Source organism: Pseudomonas fragi (assembly GCF_900105835.1).
GTDB lineage: Bacteria > Pseudomonadota > Gammaproteobacteria > Pseudomonadales > Pseudomonadaceae > Aquipseudomonas > Aquipseudomonas fragi.
In genome coordinates this window covers 713144-728930 of the sequence record NZ_LT629783.1, presented here as the reverse complement: position 1 = coordinate 728930, position 15787 = coordinate 713144, and the positions used below count along the sequence as shown (strand labels likewise).

General features: G+C 58.9%; 16 protein-coding genes. 10 read left to right on the top strand and 6 right to left on the bottom strand.

Annotation, left to right across the window (positions count from 1 at the left end):
• The first annotated feature begins 1 nt into the window (after position 1).
• Positions 2–1114: a cellulose synthase complex periplasmic endoglucanase BcsZ gene (gene bcsZ / locus BLU25_RS03230; RefSeq protein ID WP_016780944.1), complete on the top strand. Its 1113-nt coding sequence runs from the start codon at positions 2–4 to the stop codon at positions 1112–1114.
• Positions 1102–4632: a cellulose synthase complex outer membrane protein BcsC gene (gene bcsC / locus BLU25_RS03225; protein WP_029611413.1), complete on the top strand. Its 3531-nt coding sequence runs from the start codon at positions 1102–1104 to the stop codon at positions 4630–4632. Before bcsZ ends, bcsC begins: the two co-directional genes overlap by 13 nt.
• Before the next feature lie 458 nt (positions 4633–5090).
• On the opposite strand, the gene gorA is transcribed toward bcsC, so the two are convergent.
• Together gorA and galU are read right to left on the bottom strand one after the other, a co-directional pair.
• Entirely contained in the window at positions 5091–6449 is a 1359-nt protein-coding gene (gorA, locus tag BLU25_RS03220; protein ID WP_016780942.1) for a glutathione-disulfide reductase, read from the bottom strand.
• Between the two features lie 134 nt (positions 6450–6583).
• Positions 6584–7423: a UTP--glucose-1-phosphate uridylyltransferase GalU gene (gene galU, locus BLU25_RS03215; protein WP_016780941.1), complete on the bottom strand. Its 840-nt coding sequence runs from the start codon at positions 7421–7423 to the stop codon at positions 6584–6586.
• Positions 7424–7649: 226 nt separating this feature from the next.
• On the opposite strand from galU, the gene BLU25_RS03210 reads away from it, so the two are divergent.
• Entirely contained in the window at positions 7650–7832 is a 183-nt protein-coding gene (locus BLU25_RS03210) for a hypothetical protein (protein ID WP_016780940.1), read from the top strand.
• A gap of 31 nt (positions 7833–7863) precedes the next feature.
• On the top strand, positions 7864–8145 hold the full coding sequence (locus tag BLU25_RS03205; protein WP_016780939.1) for a hypothetical protein: 282 nt from the start codon (positions 7864–7866) through the stop codon (positions 8143–8145).
• A 41-nt stretch (positions 8146–8186) separates the two neighbouring features.
• Here BLU25_RS03205 and BLU25_RS03200 read toward each other — a convergent pair whose 3' ends face one another.
• From BLU25_RS03200 to BLU25_RS03190, 3 genes are all read right to left on the bottom strand, one after another.
• Complete coding sequence (locus tag BLU25_RS03200; RefSeq protein WP_016780938.1) at positions 8187–9110, bottom strand: c-type cytochrome; 924 nt, start codon at positions 9108–9110, stop codon at positions 8187–8189.
• Positions 9107–9757: a c-type cytochrome gene (locus tag BLU25_RS03195; protein ID WP_016780937.1), complete on the bottom strand. Its 651-nt coding sequence runs from the start codon at positions 9755–9757 to the stop codon at positions 9107–9109. The genes BLU25_RS03200 and BLU25_RS03195 overlap by 4 nt, the downstream gene beginning before the upstream one ends.
• 173 nt (positions 9758–9930) lie before the next feature.
• The gene (locus BLU25_RS03190; protein WP_016780936.1) at positions 9931–10284 is read right to left on the bottom strand and encodes a hypothetical protein; all 354 of its coding nucleotides are present in this window, start codon (positions 10282–10284) and stop codon (positions 9931–9933) included.
• Positions 10285–10493: 209 nt separating this feature from the next.
• On the opposite strand from BLU25_RS03190, the gene BLU25_RS03185 reads away from it, so the two are divergent.
• The 6 genes from BLU25_RS03185 (at position 10494) to modC (ending at position 14296) form a co-directional block, all read left to right on the top strand.
• Positions 10494–10796 carry a DUF1883 domain-containing protein gene (locus tag BLU25_RS03185; protein WP_016780934.1) on the top strand — a complete coding sequence of 101 codons (303 nt, stop codon included), beginning with the start codon at positions 10494–10496 and terminating at the stop codon, positions 10794–10796.
• Between the two features lie 19 nt (positions 10797–10815).
• The gene (locus tag BLU25_RS23555; protein WP_016780933.1) at positions 10816–10983 is read left to right on the top strand and encodes a hypothetical protein; all 168 of its coding nucleotides are present in this window, start codon (positions 10816–10818) and stop codon (positions 10981–10983) included.
• A 2-nt stretch (positions 10984–10985) separates the two neighbouring features.
• Positions 10986–11636, top strand: a complete 651-nt coding sequence (gene alkB / locus BLU25_RS03180) for a DNA oxidative demethylase AlkB (protein WP_016780932.1) — start codon at positions 10986–10988, stop codon at positions 11634–11636.
• A 118-nt stretch (positions 11637–11754) separates the two neighbouring features.
• Positions 11755–12522, top strand: coding sequence for a molybdate ABC transporter substrate-binding protein (modA, locus tag BLU25_RS03175; protein ID WP_016780931.1), 768 nt, complete (start codon positions 11755–11757; stop codon positions 12520–12522).
• A gap of 2 nt (positions 12523–12524) precedes the next feature.
• The gene (gene modB, locus BLU25_RS03170) at positions 12525–13205 is read left to right on the top strand and encodes a molybdate ABC transporter permease subunit (RefSeq protein WP_016780930.1); all 681 of its coding nucleotides are present in this window, start codon (positions 12525–12527) and stop codon (positions 13203–13205) included.
• A gap of 2 nt (positions 13206–13207) precedes the next feature.
• A complete protein-coding gene (modC, locus tag BLU25_RS03165; RefSeq protein ID WP_083369519.1) occupies positions 13208–14296 on the top strand; it encodes a molybdenum ABC transporter ATP-binding protein in 1089 nt (362 codons plus the stop codon).
• Here modC and BLU25_RS03160 read toward each other — a convergent pair.
• On the bottom strand, positions 14271–15518 hold the full coding sequence (locus BLU25_RS03160) for a GNVR domain-containing protein (RefSeq protein WP_016780928.1): 1248 nt from the start codon (positions 15516–15518) through the stop codon (positions 14271–14273). The two genes, modC and BLU25_RS03160, sit on opposite strands and share 26 nt — an antisense overlap.
• Positions 15519–15787 lie beyond the last annotated feature (269 nt).

The following is a 15787-nucleotide window of genomic DNA, read 5'->3' as shown; positions in this document are numbered from 1 at the left end:
CATGAAGCGGCTGGCGGTACTCGCCATCACCTCCACCCTGGGGCTTTTGCCCCAGGGTGCGAGTGCACAATCCTGTAACTGGCCCGCCTGGGACAGCTACAAGAAAGCCATGATGAGCAGCGACGGGCGCATTATCGATGGCTCGTCGGCGCAAATGATCACCACCTCGGAAGGTCAGAGTTACGGGTTGTTTTTTGCCTTGCTGGGCAATGACAAAAAAAGCTTTGCCCGCATTCTCGAATGGACCCGCAACAACCTTGCCGGTGGCAGCCTGGAGGCACACCTGCCGGCCTGGCAATGGGGCCTGGCGAAAAACGGCAAGTGGCAGATCCTGGACAGCAACAATGCCAGCGATGCCGACCTGTGGATCGCCTATAGCCTGCTCGAAGCCGGGCGGCTGTGGCAGTGGCCCGAATATGTGGCACTGGGGCAGAACATGCTCTGGCGCAGCGCGGCACAAAGCCTGCGCAAACTGCCCGGGCTGGGCCTGATGCTGTTGCCCGGCGATGTTGGCTTTGACAACACCAAGGGCTGGCGCCTGAACCCCAGTTATTTGCCACCGCAACTGCTGGCCCGCTTTGCCCGGATCTCACCGATCTGGGCCGAACTGGCGAGCAACCAGCAACGCATGTTGATCGAGACCTCACCCAAGGGCTTTGCCCCGGACTGGCTGGTGTGGAAAGCCGCTGGCGGTTGGGCTGCGGACAGCAAGGAAGGTTCGCTGGGCGACTACGATGCCATTCGTGTCTACCTGTGGGTTGGCATGCTGGCCCAGGACGCGGCTAATCGCCAGACCCTGCAACAGCACTTTGCACCGATGGCCAGCCTCACCCAGACCCTGGGGTATGTGCCGGAAAGCGTCAATGCCGTCACCGGCAAATACACCGGCACGGGGCCGGTAGGGTTCTCTGCCGCCATGCTGCCACTGCTGGCCAGCCTGGAGTCTCCCGCCCTGGCCACACAAAAAGCCAGGATTGAGCAACAGCCGCCTGCGGCCGATGCTTATTACAACCAGTCGCTGCTGCTGTTTGGCCAGGGCTGGGATGAACAACGCTATCGCTTTGACAAGGATGGACAGCTTCTACCTTCGTGGATCAAAACATGCCAAAAATAACAACTTGGGCGTTCCTGCTCGGTGGATTGTCCACTGCAGCCATTGCACAACCGACCACGGTGCAGGAACAGCAACAATGGCTACTGGAGCAGGTGCGCATCGGCGAAGCCATGTACCGCGAAGATCTGGTACGTGACTCGCTGGCACGCCTGCAATTGATCTCACCCAACAACCCGCAAGCGCTGGTGGCGTCCATACGCCAGGCCTTGCTGGAGAAAAATCCCGAGCTGGCCAAGCAGCGCCTGGCCCAGCTGCAAAGTGTCGCCCCGGAGTCGGCGGCATTGCGTCAGGCCCAGAGCCTGATGAAGCTGCAGGACCCGCAAAGCCAGAAAGACCTGCAACAGGCGCGCCTGTTTGCCGCTGCCGGCCGCCCTGAAGAAGCCGCCGCGATCTTCGAGCGCCTGTTTGGCAATGCCCCGCCGGATTTCGCCACGGCACTGGAATACCTGCGTATTCGCAGCAATATCCAGGGCCAACGGCCGCAGGTTATCGAGCAATTGCGTACCCTCGACAAGCAGTACCCGGGCAATCCCGGCCTGCGTCAAACCCTGGCCGACCTGCTGTTTCGCGAAGACCGGGCGCCAGAAGCCCTGGTCGTCCTGCAGCAACTGGCCAAAGACCCGGTCGCCAGCAACCAGGCAGCCGAGCGTGAGTTCACCTACCTCAGCACCCTGCCGGTGGACCGCAGCTCGGCGCAGGCCTGGAAGGGTTTTATCGACCGCTACCCGAACTCGCCACTGATCGCCCAGGCCAATCAGAACCTGAAAAAGCAGGAGCAGTTGCTCAATGACCCGGCGTGGACCGCCGGGGCCCAGGGCAAACAGATGATCGATCAGTCGCGCAACCCGGCCGCAGCCGAGGTGCAGTTGCGCCGCGCCCTCAAGCAATACCCCGACGACCCGACCCTCTACGGTGCCCTGGGCATGGCCCAGTTCCGCCAGAGCCGCTATGCCGAAGCCAACGCCAACTTCACCACGGCACGCGCCAAGGAGCAGGACACCTCCAATATCAGCAAGTGGCAAGACCTGATGGACGCTAGCCGCTACCGCATGCTGCTCAGCCAGGGTGACAAGGCCCTGGAGCAGAACAACCTGACGGCGGCGCGCAACGCATTTGCCCAGGCCCGCAAGGCCAAGCCTGGCGATGCCGACCCGCTGATCGGCCTGGCCGGTGTCGCTCGCGCCGAACACGACGATATCCAGGCCGAAGCCCTGCTGTTGCAGGCCCGGCGCCTGGAGCCGAACAATGGCAGTGCCGTGCGTGGCCTGGTGCGCTTGTATAGCGCGCAAGACCCGCAGAAGGCCAAGGCATTTCTCGCCAGCCTGCCCGCCTCCAGCCAGAAGGAATTCGCCGGGCTGCGCCAGAGCATGGAACTGGACGACCTGAACAAGCAAGCCGACGCCGCCACCGAGCGCAAGGACTGGCCGCAAGTAGTGGCCTTGCTTGGCAAGATTCGCAACCTGAGCCCCGACGAGCCCTGGGTGACCTACCGCCTGGCCAACGCCCAGCGCCAGATCAACCAGCCCGCAGCTGCCGACGACAGCTTCAAGCAACTGATGGCCCGCCAGGGGAAAAACCCTGAAGCGGTGTATGCCTACGCCCTTTACCTGTCTTCCAGCGACCGCGATGCCAGCGCCCTTAACGTAATGGCGCAACTGCCCCGGGCGCAATGGACCGACTCCATGCGTGAACTGGACGCGCGCCTGCAGCGCAACGTTCTGGTGGCCCGTGCCGAAAGCCTGCGCGCCGCTGGCCAGGAACCCCAGGCCATTGCCTTGCTGATGCAGGACAACAGCCCCGACGACCAGATGACCATTGCCGGCTGGGCCCAGGAGCGCGGTGACTATGTTCAGGCGCAAAGCCTGTACAGCCAGGTGCTGAAAAAAGACCCGGGCAATACCGAGGCGCAACTGGGGCAGATCGAAACCCTGATTGCCAGCAAGCAGTTGCCTGCAGCGCGCCAGCAGTTGGTGCAGTTCAGCCCTGCCCCCGCCACGCCGTTGACCCCGTCCCAGCAACGGCGCGTGGCCAATGCCTGGGCTGGCGTAGGCGAACCCGACAAAGCTCAGGCCATCTACGCTCAGCTGCTGCAGTCACCCCAGGTTGACCCGCTGATGTACCGCGATGCCGCGCGGCTCAATGCCGCCAAGGACCCGCAACAAGCTCTGGATTACTACGCCAAAAGCATGGCTGCCGCCGGCCTGATCGAGCCCGGGCAGGCCAACCCCCGGGACAACCGTGCCATGACCCTGGCCAGTCGCGAAAAAGACGATGACCAGTGGCTGGCCCGCAGTCTGCGCAGTGACGTGGACGAGCTTTATCAGCGGCAAACCCCGACCCTGCATCTGTATACCGACTATGGCTGGCGCTCGGACAACGCTTCGGCCGGTACGTCGGACACCGACACCCGCACCACCATTCTGCAACTGGACTTGCCGGTGGCCGATGGCACCGGGTTTCTGCGTGCAGAACAGCTGAATATGGATGCGGGCAAGTTCGATGCGGATCCTGACGGGCTGGTGCGCGAGAACTACGGTACCTGTGCAGTAGCGGTCAAACGCAAGGGCACCGATGGCCCGGACTTTTCAGGCTGTGAAGACCGCTCGCAATCGGTCAACGGCACGATGATGGCTGCGGGCTGGAAAAACGAGGTATGGAATGTCGATATCGGCCGCACCCCGGACAACTTCAAAGTGCCCAACTGGCTCGGTGGCGTAGCCTACAGCAGCAAGATCGGCTCACTGGGCTGGACCCTGACCGGTTCACGTCGGCCTTTGAGCAATTCGATTCTGTCCTATGCCGGTGCCACCGATCTCAATACCGGCGTCACCTGGGGCGGTGTCACCTCCAACGGCGTGACCCTGAGCCTGAGCCACGACGAAGGTGGCGTGGACGGTGTATGGGCCAGTTTCGGTCAGCACTGGTTGTGCGGCAAGAACGTCGAAGACAACCACAAGAGTACGGCCATGGCCGGTTACTACTATCGCTTGGTGGAGCGCGCCGACGAACGTTTGCGCACCGGTCTGACGCTGATGTACTGGGGGTATGACAAGGACTCAAGTGAATACACCTTGGGCCAGGGTGGTTACTACAGCCCGCAGAAGTACTACTCGATTGGTGTACCGCTCAACTACGCCTTCCGCACCGCTAACTGGTCAGTGGCACTGGAAAGCTCGGTCAGTTGGTCGTATGCGAAAACCGATGCCAACGACCTCTACCCGCTGGACGGGCTGAACAGCAAACTGTTGCAACGCCTCGATGATGCTGGCTACCAGTTGTCCGACGGTCTGGGGCAGACCTCCAGCGGCAGCAGCACGGGCATCGGTTATCGCGTACAGGGACTGGTAGAGCGCAGGCTGTCGGATCACCTGGTACTGGGCGGCGGAGTGCTCTATCAACACAGTGATGACTACGCGCCAAGCAGGGCCATGCTGTATCTGCGTTACACTTTCGACGTGTGGCAAGGCAACTTGCCGATGCCGGTGCAGCCTTTGATCCCGTATGCGGATTTCAGGTAATCGTTAACTGTAGGAGCGGGCTCGCCCGCGATTGGATCGACGCGGTTTAACCGATAGACCGCGCCGCCTGCATCGCGAGCAAGCCCGCTCCCACAGTGAAAGTCAGCGTTTGACCGGTGTGCGCATGGTCACAAATTCTTCGGCAGCCGTCGGGTGTACCCCGATGGCTTTGTCGAATTGCTGCAGTGTGGGAGCGGGCTTGCCCGCGATTGGATCGACGCGGTTTTATCGATAGACCACGCCGCCTGTATCGCGAGCAAGCCCGCTCCCACAGTGAAAGTCAGCGTTTGACCGGTGTGCGCATGGTCACAAATTCTTCGGCAGCCGTCGGGAGTACCCCGATGGCTTTGTCGAATTGCTGCAGTGTGGGAGCGGGCTTGCCCGCGATTGGATCGACGCGGTTTTATCGATAGACCACGCCGCCTGTATCGCGAGCAAGCCCGCTCCCACAGTGAAAGTCAGCGTTTGACCGGTGTGCGCATGGTCACGAGTTCTTCGGCTGCCGTCGGGTGAACCCCGATGGTTTCGTCGAAGTGCTGTTTGGTCGCCCCGGCCTTCAGGGCAATCGCCAGCCCTTGCACGATCTCCCCCGCCTCCGGGCCGACCATATGGCAACCGAGCACCTTGTCGGTGTCAGCATCCACCACCAGTTTCATCAGCGTACGCTCCTGGCACTCGGTGAGTGTCAGTTTCATCGGCCGGAAGCTGCTTTCGAAAATCTGCACCTTGTGCCCCGCTTCAACAGCCTGCTCTTCGCTCAGGCCTACGGTGCCAATGTTGGGCAGGCTGAACACTGCCGTTGGGATCATCCGGTAATCCACTGGGCGATATTGCTCGGGCTTGAACAGGCGACGGGCCACGGCCATACCTTCAGCCAGCGCCACCGGCGTCAGCTGCACACGACCAATCACATCGCCAATGGCCAGGATCGACGGCTCGGCGCTCTGGTACAAATCATCCACTTCGACAAAACCGCGCTTGTCGAGTTTGACCCCGGTGTTTTCCAGGCCCAGGTTGTCGAGCATCGGCCGGCGCCCGGTGGCGTAGAACACGCAATCGGCGATCAGCTCGCGACCGTCCTTGAGCGTGGCTTTCAGGCTGCCATCGGGCTGCTTGTCGATCCGCTCGATATCGGCGTTGAATTGCACGTCCATGCCGCGTTTGACCAGCTCTTCGTGCAAATGCTTGCGCACCGCACCGTCGAAGCCGCGCAGGAACATTTCGCCGCGATACAGCAAGGATGTTTTGGCACCCAGGCCGTGGAAAATACCGGCGAATTCGACGGCAATATAGCCACCGCCCACCACCAGCACACGCTTGGGCAGTTCCTTGAGGAAAAACGCCTCGTTGGAGCTGATGGCGTGTTCATGGCCCGGGATTTCCGGGATCTGCGGCCAGCCGCCAGTCGCGATCAGGATATGCTTGGCAGTATGGCGCTGACCGTTGATTTCAACTTCATGGGGGCCGGTAATTTTCGCGTGGCCCTCGATCAGGCTGACGCCGCTATTGACCAGCAGGTTGCGATAAATACCGTTGAGACGGTTGATCTCGCGGTCCTTGTTGGCGATCAGGGTCGCCCAGTCGAAATCGGCCTCCCCCAGGCTCCAGCCAAAACCCGAAGCCTGTTCGAAGTCTTCGGCAAAGTGTGCGCCGTACACCAATAGCTTTTTCGGCACGCAACCCACGTTGACGCAGGTGCCACCCAAGTAACGGCTTTCGGCTACGGCCACTTTTGCGCCAAAACCAGCGGCAAAACGTGCAGCACGCACGCCACCGGAACCCGCACCAATTACAAATAGATCAAATTCGTAGGCCATTTCACTCTCCTAAGCAGGCCATCAGCATAATCGCTCCAGCGCGATTGACCAGCACAGGAGGTTGCCGACAGCAAAAAAACGAAAAAGCCACCCGAGGGTGGCTTTGTCTTGAAGCGTTCTACAACGGGCTGCTATCAGTAAGCTTTGCCGGTTTTGTAGAAGTTTTCGAAGCAGAAGTTAGTTGCTTCGATGTAGCCTTCGGCGCCGCCGCAGTCAAAGCGCTTGCCCTTGAACTTGTAGGCAATCACGCAACCGTTTTGCGCCTGTTTCATCAGCGCGTCGGTGATCTGGATTTCGCCGCCTTTGCCCGGTTCGGTCTGCTTGATCAGGTCGAAGATGTCCGGGGTCAGGATGTAACGGCCGATGATGGCCAGGTTGGAAGGTGCATCTTCCGGAGCCGGTTTTTCCACCATGTTGCGTACACGGTAGAGATCGTCGCCAATCAGGTCGCCAGCGATCACGCCGTACTTGTTGGTTTCAGCCGGGTCAACTTCCTGGATCGCGATGATGGTGCAGCGGTACTGGTTGTACAGCTTGACCATTTGCGTCAGCACGCCGTCGCCTTCCAGGTTGACGCACAGGTCGTCTGCCAGAACTACGGCAAAGGGTTCGTCACCGATCAGCGGGCGGCCAGTCAGGATCGCGTGGCCCAGGCCTTTCATTTCGGTCTGGCGAGTGTAGGAGAACGAGCACTCGCTCAGCAGACGGCGAATACCAACCAGGTACTTCTCTTTGTCAGTACCCTTGATCTGGTTTTCCAGCTCGTAGCTGATGTCAAAGTGGTCTTCCAAGGCGCGCTTGCCGCGGCCCGTTACGATGGAAATTTCAGTCAAGCCAGCGTCCAGTGCTTCTTCAACCCCGTACTGGATCAGTGGCTTGTTCACCACCGGCAGCATTTCTTTTGGCATGGCCTTGGTCGCTGGCAAAAAGCGAGTGCCGTAACCGGCTGCTGGGAACAAGCATTTCTTGATCATATGAGTCCTTTAAAGGGCTGTACGTTCCAAATTTGGCGCAGTCTAATCAGGCAGCATCGACGTTACAATGCTTCTCGATAGCAAACTGATGCCAACCTAGATAAATATTTTGCCCGTTAGTTCCTTGGCGATTGAATTTGATGGGTACTCCATCGTGTTTAGCACTACCCGTGATGCCCTTGCGCTATTATCACGCCATTAATCCAGCCAATCAGGCAGCTTTTCGATGTCAGCAACAATCAGCGTTAACGGTTACGAGATCAAACCCGATGCATCGGGCCAATGGTGCGTATTTTCAGCCAGCGGCGAAAACGTTGCCGGGCCTTTCAGTTCGCAACAGGCCGCAGCAGAAGTTGCCTCGGTGTTTCAGGACCAACCTGAGCCAGCAGCACGCCGCGGTAAAAACTAATTTCAACTCCACTTATGTAATGGTTACCCCGATGAACAAAGTTCTGACACTGCTCGCATTGGTAACCTTGGGTGGCTGCGCGACTGCTTCCAATACTTACCTGGCCGACGGCAAACAAGGGTTGAGCATAGACTGTTCGGGCGAGGCCATGTCCTGGGCCAAGTGCTACGAGAAAGCTGAAGCGTCTTGTGCCGGTACGGGCTACAACATCATTGCCACCGATGGCACGCCTGCGCTTGCAGACAGCGAGAAAACCCTGGGTGCAGATGTAGGCAATTTCAAAAGCCGCACGATCGTGGTGGCCTGCAAGTAAGTGGATACCGCTAAAGTGCTTGGCTTTAGCGGTATAGACGGTTACTCGGTGCCCTGGCCGATCAACACTCCATTAACGGTTTGCCCGTAGACGTTGACGCCGTCATTGGCGTGGAACTTCACCCGGGTTTTTTCCACTGAACCCTCGACCAGTCGCGGGTCCTGTGGCCGTTCGTGGGTGTTGACGTAGGCCGCCACATCCCACGCCTGCTCATCACTCAAGCTGTTGGCCTTACCCAGTGGCATGTTGTGTTTGATAAACGATGCAGCTGTGTTGATCCGGTGCATGCCGGCGCCCCAGTTGTAGGAATCCTTGCCCCACAGCGGCGGCATTACGTAATCCGCCCCCGCCTTTTGCCCCTGCCCGTTGTCGCCATGACAGATGGCACACTGATCCTTGTACAGCGCCGCACCACGGGTCAGGTTGTAGCCACCCTTGGGTGCGGGCACATCGGGATAGCCCCGTCCCGGCAACTCAACCCCTGTAGGCGCCTTGGTCGACAACCAATAGGCATAGGATGAGAGCGCCGTAATCTCACGGCTATCGGCAGCCGGTGGGGTGCCGCCATTCATGCTGAACTGAAAGCAGCCCTGCAGACGCTCGGCAAAGGTATTGACCTTGTCGTTTTTCTTGCGGTATGCCGGGTACATGGGGTACGCCCCCCACAGCGGGGCCGAGTTGGCCAGCCGACCCTGATCCAGATGGCAATTGGTGCAGTTGAGGCCATTGCCGACAAACTGTGGCGCCTGGCGCTTGGTGTCGACAAACAGGGCGTAGCCATCCAGCACCATTTTGCCGTAGGCGTTGTCAGGCAAATCACTTTGTTGCGGTGGCTGAAAGTAGGTGATGTGCTCGGCAGGCGCAGGCACTTTTATCTGCGATTGGTCTTCCATCGCGATGGTCGCCGCATGAACTGCGCCACTGAGGAGCACGGACGCCGCGCAGGTAAGTATCAGACGCTTCATGGCTTGGCCTCCGTGTGCCCCACAGTGCTGAAATAGTCAGCAACCGCCTTGACTTCATCCTCGGTCATGGCCTTGGCGATATGCCCCATCAGGTCATTGGGATCGTTGTGCCGGGTGCCGTCGCGCCACGCATTGAGCTGCGCCGTCAGGTACAGGGTCGGTTGATTGGCCAGTGGCGGGAAGGCGCTCCCCACGCCCACCCCGCCCGGGCCATGACAGCTGACGCACTCGGGGATCTGGCGATCCCAGGCGCCGCGCAGGGCCAGCTTTTCACCCAGGCCTGCGGGCAGGCTGCTGCGGTTGATGGCTGGCACTGCTGGGGCCGGCATGGCGGCAATGGTGGCCGTGACCGAGGCAATTTCCTGATCGGAAAGCGCCTTGGCCAGCGGTTGCATCACCGGGCTGACCCGCTTGCCACTTTGAAAGTCGTGCAGCTGCTTGCTCAGGTAATCGGCAGAAATACCGGCTAATCGCGGAAACCCGGCGGGTGCCAGCCCCATGCCATCTGCCCCGTGGCACGCCACGCAGGCCGTGGCGCCAGGCTGCGCCCCGCCTTGCAGGTAGATGTTGGGGGAAGGCTGCGCTTGGGCGTTGCTCACGGCGAGCAGCACAAGGCTGCTCAATAGCGTTCGCTTGAGTGGAATCATGACCAGCTCCATTATTGTTATATGCTTAGGCCTATAAAATATAAGCCTATAGATCCTAGGAGAATTCCCACTCGGTCACAACACTACTTTGGATCCGATACCGATATCGGGGCGAAAAAAAACCTGACGTTGCGCAGGGCAATCGTCAGGTCGGGGGGTGACCGAGATAAGCGTCAGTCACCGGAAATGCAGTGTGTGGCGGCTTTGCGAATATCGCCCGGGCGCACCGGTACATTGGACATGCTTTCGTAGACCTTGATGCTGCTGCCGCCGGAACGTTCTTCAATATCAATGACCGCCGTTGGATTGGAGGTCAGCTTTTGCGGCACGATAATCCGAAAACCGTCTTTATGCGGTTCAATCTGCGGCGCCCTGCGTGTGCTGGACAGTTGTTGCACCACGCATTGTGCATAGGCATCGGGTTTCTTGCCCGAAATCACACTCATGGTCGGCAGCGTCTGCTCAATATCCGTCACTGATGCACAGCCACCCAAGGCCAGCAACGCCGCCAATAAGCCCCACTTCATAGACATTCTCCGTTAAAGACACTACGACAATGGATATCCGAAATTTCTCCCGGGCCATCGTGAATAAATACTCAATAGTGGCGGATTATCCACGTTTTACGTCAAACTCACCCGCATCACGGCATAATACCCGGCTTTAGCCCCCTGACAGGGCTAAAGCACATGCTATCGTGCTGATTATTCAGCAGATTCACGTTTTTGGAGACACCATGAAATTTATTCACCAGCGCGAGCACCTCAACGAAGACGACATTGTCGTCATCGAGTGCTCCCAGCCTTGCAACATCCGCCTGATGAGCGATGCGCACTTTCGCAGCTTTAAAAATGGTGGCCGCCACTCCTATCATGGCGGTGCCTTCAAGGACTTCCCGGCCCGTATCACGGCGCCGAGCACCGGTTTCTGGAACATCACCATTGATACCGTGACCACCCGGGCCATCAGCGTCACCCGCAAGCCCAGCTTCAAGCCGACGATCAAGATCGTGCGCCGCTCCAGCTCCAAACTTCGCTAAACCTCAGGCAGGAATTACCGTGCAAACCACCAAGTACGTCATCAAGTACAAGCTCAACGGCGAGCGTCGCTTCGAGTTTGCCCAGTTGCAGTCGGGCTCGGAAGAAGAGGCCCGCGCCGCCCTGGAGAAGATTCACGGCGATGCCGATGATGTGATCACTGAGATCAAGGCCAGCAAGGCGCTGTAACAGTGGACCTGTTCACCGAGCAGGACCTGCAGCAGCCCGCTCGCGTCGAGCGTATCAGCGCCCAGGGGTTTGTGTTGCGCGGGTTTGCCTTGCCCCGGGTCGACGAACTGCTGGCAGCCCTGAGGGGTGTTTTACAGCAATCCCCCTTGCGCCAGATGCACACCCCGGGCGGCCTTGCCATGTCTGCCCGCTTGAGCAGCTGTGGCACCCTGGGCTGGACCACAGACCGCGACGGTTACCGCTACAGCCCCCTCGACCCCCTTAGTACCCGGCCCTGGCCGGCCATGCCCGAGGTGTTCCTGAGCCTGGCAGACGCCGCGGCGAGCGTGGCTGGCTTCAGTGACTTTGTGCCCGATGCCTGCCTGATCAATGCCTATGCCCCGGGCGCCAAAATGTCCCTGCACCAGGACAAAAACGAGCGTTCTTATACCGCCCCCATTGTCTCCGTGTCCCTGGGCCTGCCCGCGATCTTTCAGTTTGGCGGCTTCGCGCGCAGCGACCCGACCCAACGTATTTCCCTGTTTCATGGTGATGTGATGGTCTGGGGCGGTGTTGACCGCTTGCGTTTTCACGGCGTAATGCCGATCAAGCCAGCGCGGCACGGGTTGCTGGGCGAGCAGCGAATCAATATCACCTTGCGCCAGGCTGGCTGAGCCAACGTTGATCGTTGCCCCCTCCTCTACGGCCACAGGTTTACAAAGCGCTGTAAATATTTATATATAGCGGCTATCTTCCCTGCGCCCGACACACCAATAAAAACGGAGTTTTGCGATGAATTCATGTGCCCGCACCTTTATTCCCACCGCGCTTGCCGCCCTGATCGGTTGTTTCGCGTTCGCTTCGGCCCAGGCCGATGAGGTGCAGGTGGCAGTGGCCGCCAACTTCACCGCCCCCATTCAGGCCATTGCCCGTGATTTTCAACAGGACACCGGGCACAAGCTGATTGCCGCCTACGGGGCTACTGGCCAGTTCTATACCCAAATCAAGAACGGTGCGCCCTTTGAAGTGTTCCTGGCTGCGGATGACAGCACCCCAGAAAAGCTTGAGAAAGAAGGCGATATTGTCCCTGGTTCACGTTTCACCTACGCCATTGGCACCCTGGCACTGTGGTCCGCCAAAGACGGCTATATTGACGGCACTGACAAGGTGTTGCTGGCCAATCAGTTCAAGCACCTGTCCATTGCCAACCCCAAGGCAGCGCCCTACGGGCTGGCGGCCACCCAGGTGCTGGCCAAACTGGGCCTGACCGACAAGGTCAAAGCCAAGATCGTGGAGGGCCAGAATATTACCCAGGCGTACCAGTTTGTTTCCACCGGCAATGCCGAACTGGGTTTTGTGGCCTTGTCGCAGATCTACAAGGACGGCAAAGTCAGCGAGGGTTCGGCCTGGATTGTCCCTGAGGCCATGCACGACCCGATCCGCCAGGATGCAGTGATCCTGAAAAAAGGCGAGCACAACCCTGCTGCCCAGGCCCTGGCCGAGTACCTCAAAGGGCCAAAAGCCACTGCCATTATCAAGTCCTACGGTTATCACCTGTAACCATGCCGCTCACCAGTGCTGACTTCGCTGCCATCTGGCTGACCCTGCAACTGGCGTCACTGACAACAGTGATTCTGCTGATTGTCGGCACTCCCATTGCCCTGTGGCTGGCCCATACGCGTTCGCGGTTGCGTGGGCCGGTCGGGGCGATCGTCGCCCTGCCCCTGGTGCTGCCGCCCACCGTTATCGGTTTTTATTTGCTGCTGGCGATGGGCCCGCACGGTTATATCGGCCAGCTCACCCAGTCTCTGGGCCTGGGCACACTGACCTTCAGTTTTGCCGGGCTGGTGATTGGCTCGGTGATCTATTCCATGCCCTTTGTCGTCCAGCCTTTGCAGAACGCATTTACCGCCATCGGCCCCAGGCCGCTGGAAGTCGCTGCCACCCTGCGGGCAACCCCCTGGGACAGTTTTTTCAACGTAATCCTGCCCCTGGCCCGGCCCGGGTTTATCACGGCCGCGATTCTCGGCTTTGCCCATACGGTGGGTGAATTTGGGGTGGTGCTGATGATTGGCGGCAATATCCCGGAAAAAACCCGCGTGGTCTCGGTGCAGATCTACGACCACGTCGAGGCGCTGGAGTATGCCCAGGCACACTGGTTGGCGGGGGCAATGGTGGTGTTTTCCTTTCTGGTGTTGCTGGCGTTGTATTCCAGTCGCAAATCGCAAACCAGCTGGAGCTGAAGATGACGTCGCAGATCAACCTTCGCTTGCAGCATCACTATCCAGGTTTTGCCCTGGACCTCGACCTGCAACTGCCAGGCAAAGGGGTGACTGCGCTCTACGGTCATTCGGGCTCGGGCAAGACCACCTGCCTGCGCTGTATCGCCGGGCTCGAACGGGCCAGCCAGGCCTATGTCCAGATCAATGACGAGGTTTGGCAAGACAGCCAGCGTAAGCACTTTGTGCCGGTACACCAGCGGGCGCTGGGCTATATATTCCAGGAAGCCAGCCTGTTCCCGCACCTGTCGGTGCGGGCCAACCTGGAGTTCGGCCTCAAGCGCATCGCCCGCCAGGAGCGGCGGGTGGACCTGGCCCATGCCAGCGAGCTGCTGGGCATCACCCACCTGCTGCAACGGGCGCCGCACAACTTGTCCGGTGGCGAGCGCCAGCGGGTCGGTATCGCCCGGGCCTTGCTCACCAGCCCCAGGCTGCTGTTGATGGATGAGCCCCTGGCTGCGCTCGACAGCCAGCGCAAGAGCGAGATCTTGCCGTATCTCGAGCGCCTGCACGCCGAGCTGGACATACCCGTGCTCTACGTCAGTCATTCCCAGGACGAGGTGGCGCGGCTGGCGGACCATATAGTGCTGCTGAGTGAAGGCAAAGTAATAGCAAGCGGCCCGATTGGCGAGACCCTGGCCAGGCTCGACCTGCCCCTGGCGCGAGGGGATGACGCCGGGGTGGTGATTGAGGGGCAAGTGGGTGCTTATAACCTCAATTATCAGCTGTTGACCCTGCAGTTGCCTGGCAGCGCCCAGCATCTGAGGGTGACCCATGCCTCAATGGCCGTTGGCCGGCCGCTACGCGTCAAGGTACAGGCCCGGGATATCAGCCTGAGCCTGACCCCGGCCGAACACAGCAGCATCCTCAATAGCTTGCGGGTAACGGTGGTCAGCGAAACTGTCGCCGACAACCAGGCCCATGTGCTGATACGCCTGGATGCCGACGGCACTCCCCTGCTGGCCCGGATAACCCGCTATTCCCGGGACCAACTGGGCCTGCACCCCGGGCAATGGCTATGGGCACAGATCAAGTCGGTGGCAGTGCTGGCTTGACCCCTTGCTGGCGGCGCTGGATCAGGAAGCGCACGGTCGCAATCGTCAGCCCCAGCAACAGGCCCAGCACCACGGCCAGCCCGACAATCAGTGCCTTTTTCGGCTTGACCGCTTCCGTCGGGGCCTGGGCCTTGCGGTCAATGCTGACCAGGCCAAGATGGCTCATGTCCGTATTGAGCCGGCCAAGGCGTACCACTTCGGCACGCAATGGCTCGATATCCTTGAGGAACACATCTTCGTTCGAGCGCTTACCGAGCATTTCGACCTGGCGATTGACCTCAAGCAACTGCATCTTTTTATGAATCTGCGAAATGCGGTTGTCGGTAAAGTCATCGGTCGTACGCTTGAGCAGGGCTGCGCGCTCGGCTTCCAGGGCCTGGGAGCCCATAAAATACAAGGGCGTGCTTTGCGACGTGATTTCGGTGCGCACTACTCTCGATGAGGCGCCCTGTGCCGCATCGGCCATAGCTGCCGGCGTGGTCGGGCGGGTAATGCCCAGTGACTTGGCAATCGAAATGGCCTCGTTGAGCTGTTGGATTCGCGATTCGCGCTCCATTTTAAGCTGCAGGCGCAACGCCTTCAGCTCATCTTCCAGACGGGCTTTTTGCAGCGTGTCAGCTTCGACCAAAGTTGCGATTTTTCCTTCTTTTTCAGAGTGATAGCTTGATCGCGCAGCATTTATCTGGGTATCCAGTTCCCTGAGCCGGTTACTGATAATAACCTTGAGGTCGGCACTAATTTGCTCACGTTGGTTATTGATCGCGTAGTCAACAAAACCATTGAGAATCGCCACCCCATCAAGCGAGGAAGGGTAAGTAAGTTCCAGCCTTATATAAGGATTGGTTGAATCACCCTTGTTCGCAGCAGGCTGTACCAGGGTAATGGCATCCCGGTTAAACATTTCGAAGCTTTGCTCCAGTGATCTGCCGGGCTGTTCCAGGGGTTTGAATAACTCCGGGTGATCGCGAAAAAAATTCAAGCGGTTTTCATAGGAATCAAGTGCCAGCCCTACTTTACCTAAAGCCTCTGCCGCAGGCAGGGTGTAGACCTCGGAACGATTCAGGGCATCCAGTTCGTTGATGGCTGCAGGGCGCAGCAGGCTGCTGGTTTGATAGATTTTTTGCGCAAAGGAAACATAGCCAATTGCCACTAATCCGGTAATTACCGCAGTGGCTGCAATCAGTTTTTTTTGTCGCCAAAAAGAATGGATCAATTCAAACAAATCGATCTCAGCGTCAACTTTTCGTCCTTTTGGGTACTGATGAATAGTCAAATGAATGCACCTTGTAAATAAAGCTTAGTCAAGCTGGCTGCTGAGGGCGTATCGACCACATGATGACGCAATGTGTTTGACAGGCTATTCCTAGGAAAATTCGCTTCTATATAAATCAAGCACATAGAACAACAAAAGCAAGTAATTAGAAAATGATATCCAACTACTTTATTTAAAATAGGATATCTCCTGCGCTCTAATGAGAATTACCTCACAAA

Excerpts from the sequence above, each read along its gene's own strand:
- bcsZ (WP_016780944.1), top strand. The coding sequence starts at position 2 with ATGAAGCGGCTGGCGGTACTCGCCATCACCTCCACCCTGGGGCTTTTG.
- bcsC (WP_029611413.1), top strand. The coding sequence starts at position 1,102 with ATGCCAAAAATAACAACTTGGGCGTTCCTGCTCGGTGGATTGTCCACT.
- gorA (WP_016780942.1), bottom strand. The coding sequence starts at position 6,449 with ATGGCCTACGAATTTGATCTATTTGTAATTGGTGCGGGTTCCGGTGGC.
- galU (WP_016780941.1), bottom strand. The coding sequence starts at position 7,423 with ATGATCAAGAAATGCTTGTTCCCAGCAGCCGGTTACGGCACTCGCTTT.
- BLU25_RS03210 (WP_016780940.1), top strand. The coding sequence starts at position 7,650 with ATGTCAGCAACAATCAGCGTTAACGGTTACGAGATCAAACCCGATGCA.
- BLU25_RS03205 (WP_016780939.1), top strand. The coding sequence starts at position 7,864 with ATGAACAAAGTTCTGACACTGCTCGCATTGGTAACCTTGGGTGGCTGC.
- BLU25_RS03200 (WP_016780938.1), bottom strand. The coding sequence starts at position 9,110 with ATGAAGCGTCTGATACTTACCTGCGCGGCGTCCGTGCTCCTCAGTGGC.
- BLU25_RS03195 (WP_016780937.1), bottom strand. The coding sequence starts at position 9,757 with ATGATTCCACTCAAGCGAACGCTATTGAGCAGCCTTGTGCTGCTCGCC.
- BLU25_RS03190 (WP_016780936.1), bottom strand. The coding sequence starts at position 10,284 with ATGAAGTGGGGCTTATTGGCGGCGTTGCTGGCCTTGGGTGGCTGTGCA.
- BLU25_RS03185 (WP_016780934.1), top strand. The coding sequence starts at position 10,494 with ATGAAATTTATTCACCAGCGCGAGCACCTCAACGAAGACGACATTGTC.
- modA (WP_016780931.1), top strand. The coding sequence starts at position 11,755 with ATGAATTCATGTGCCCGCACCTTTATTCCCACCGCGCTTGCCGCCCTG.
- modB (WP_016780930.1), top strand. The coding sequence starts at position 12,525 with ATGCCGCTCACCAGTGCTGACTTCGCTGCCATCTGGCTGACCCTGCAA.
- modC (WP_083369519.1), top strand. The coding sequence starts at position 13,208 with ATGACGTCGCAGATCAACCTTCGCTTGCAGCATCACTATCCAGGTTTT.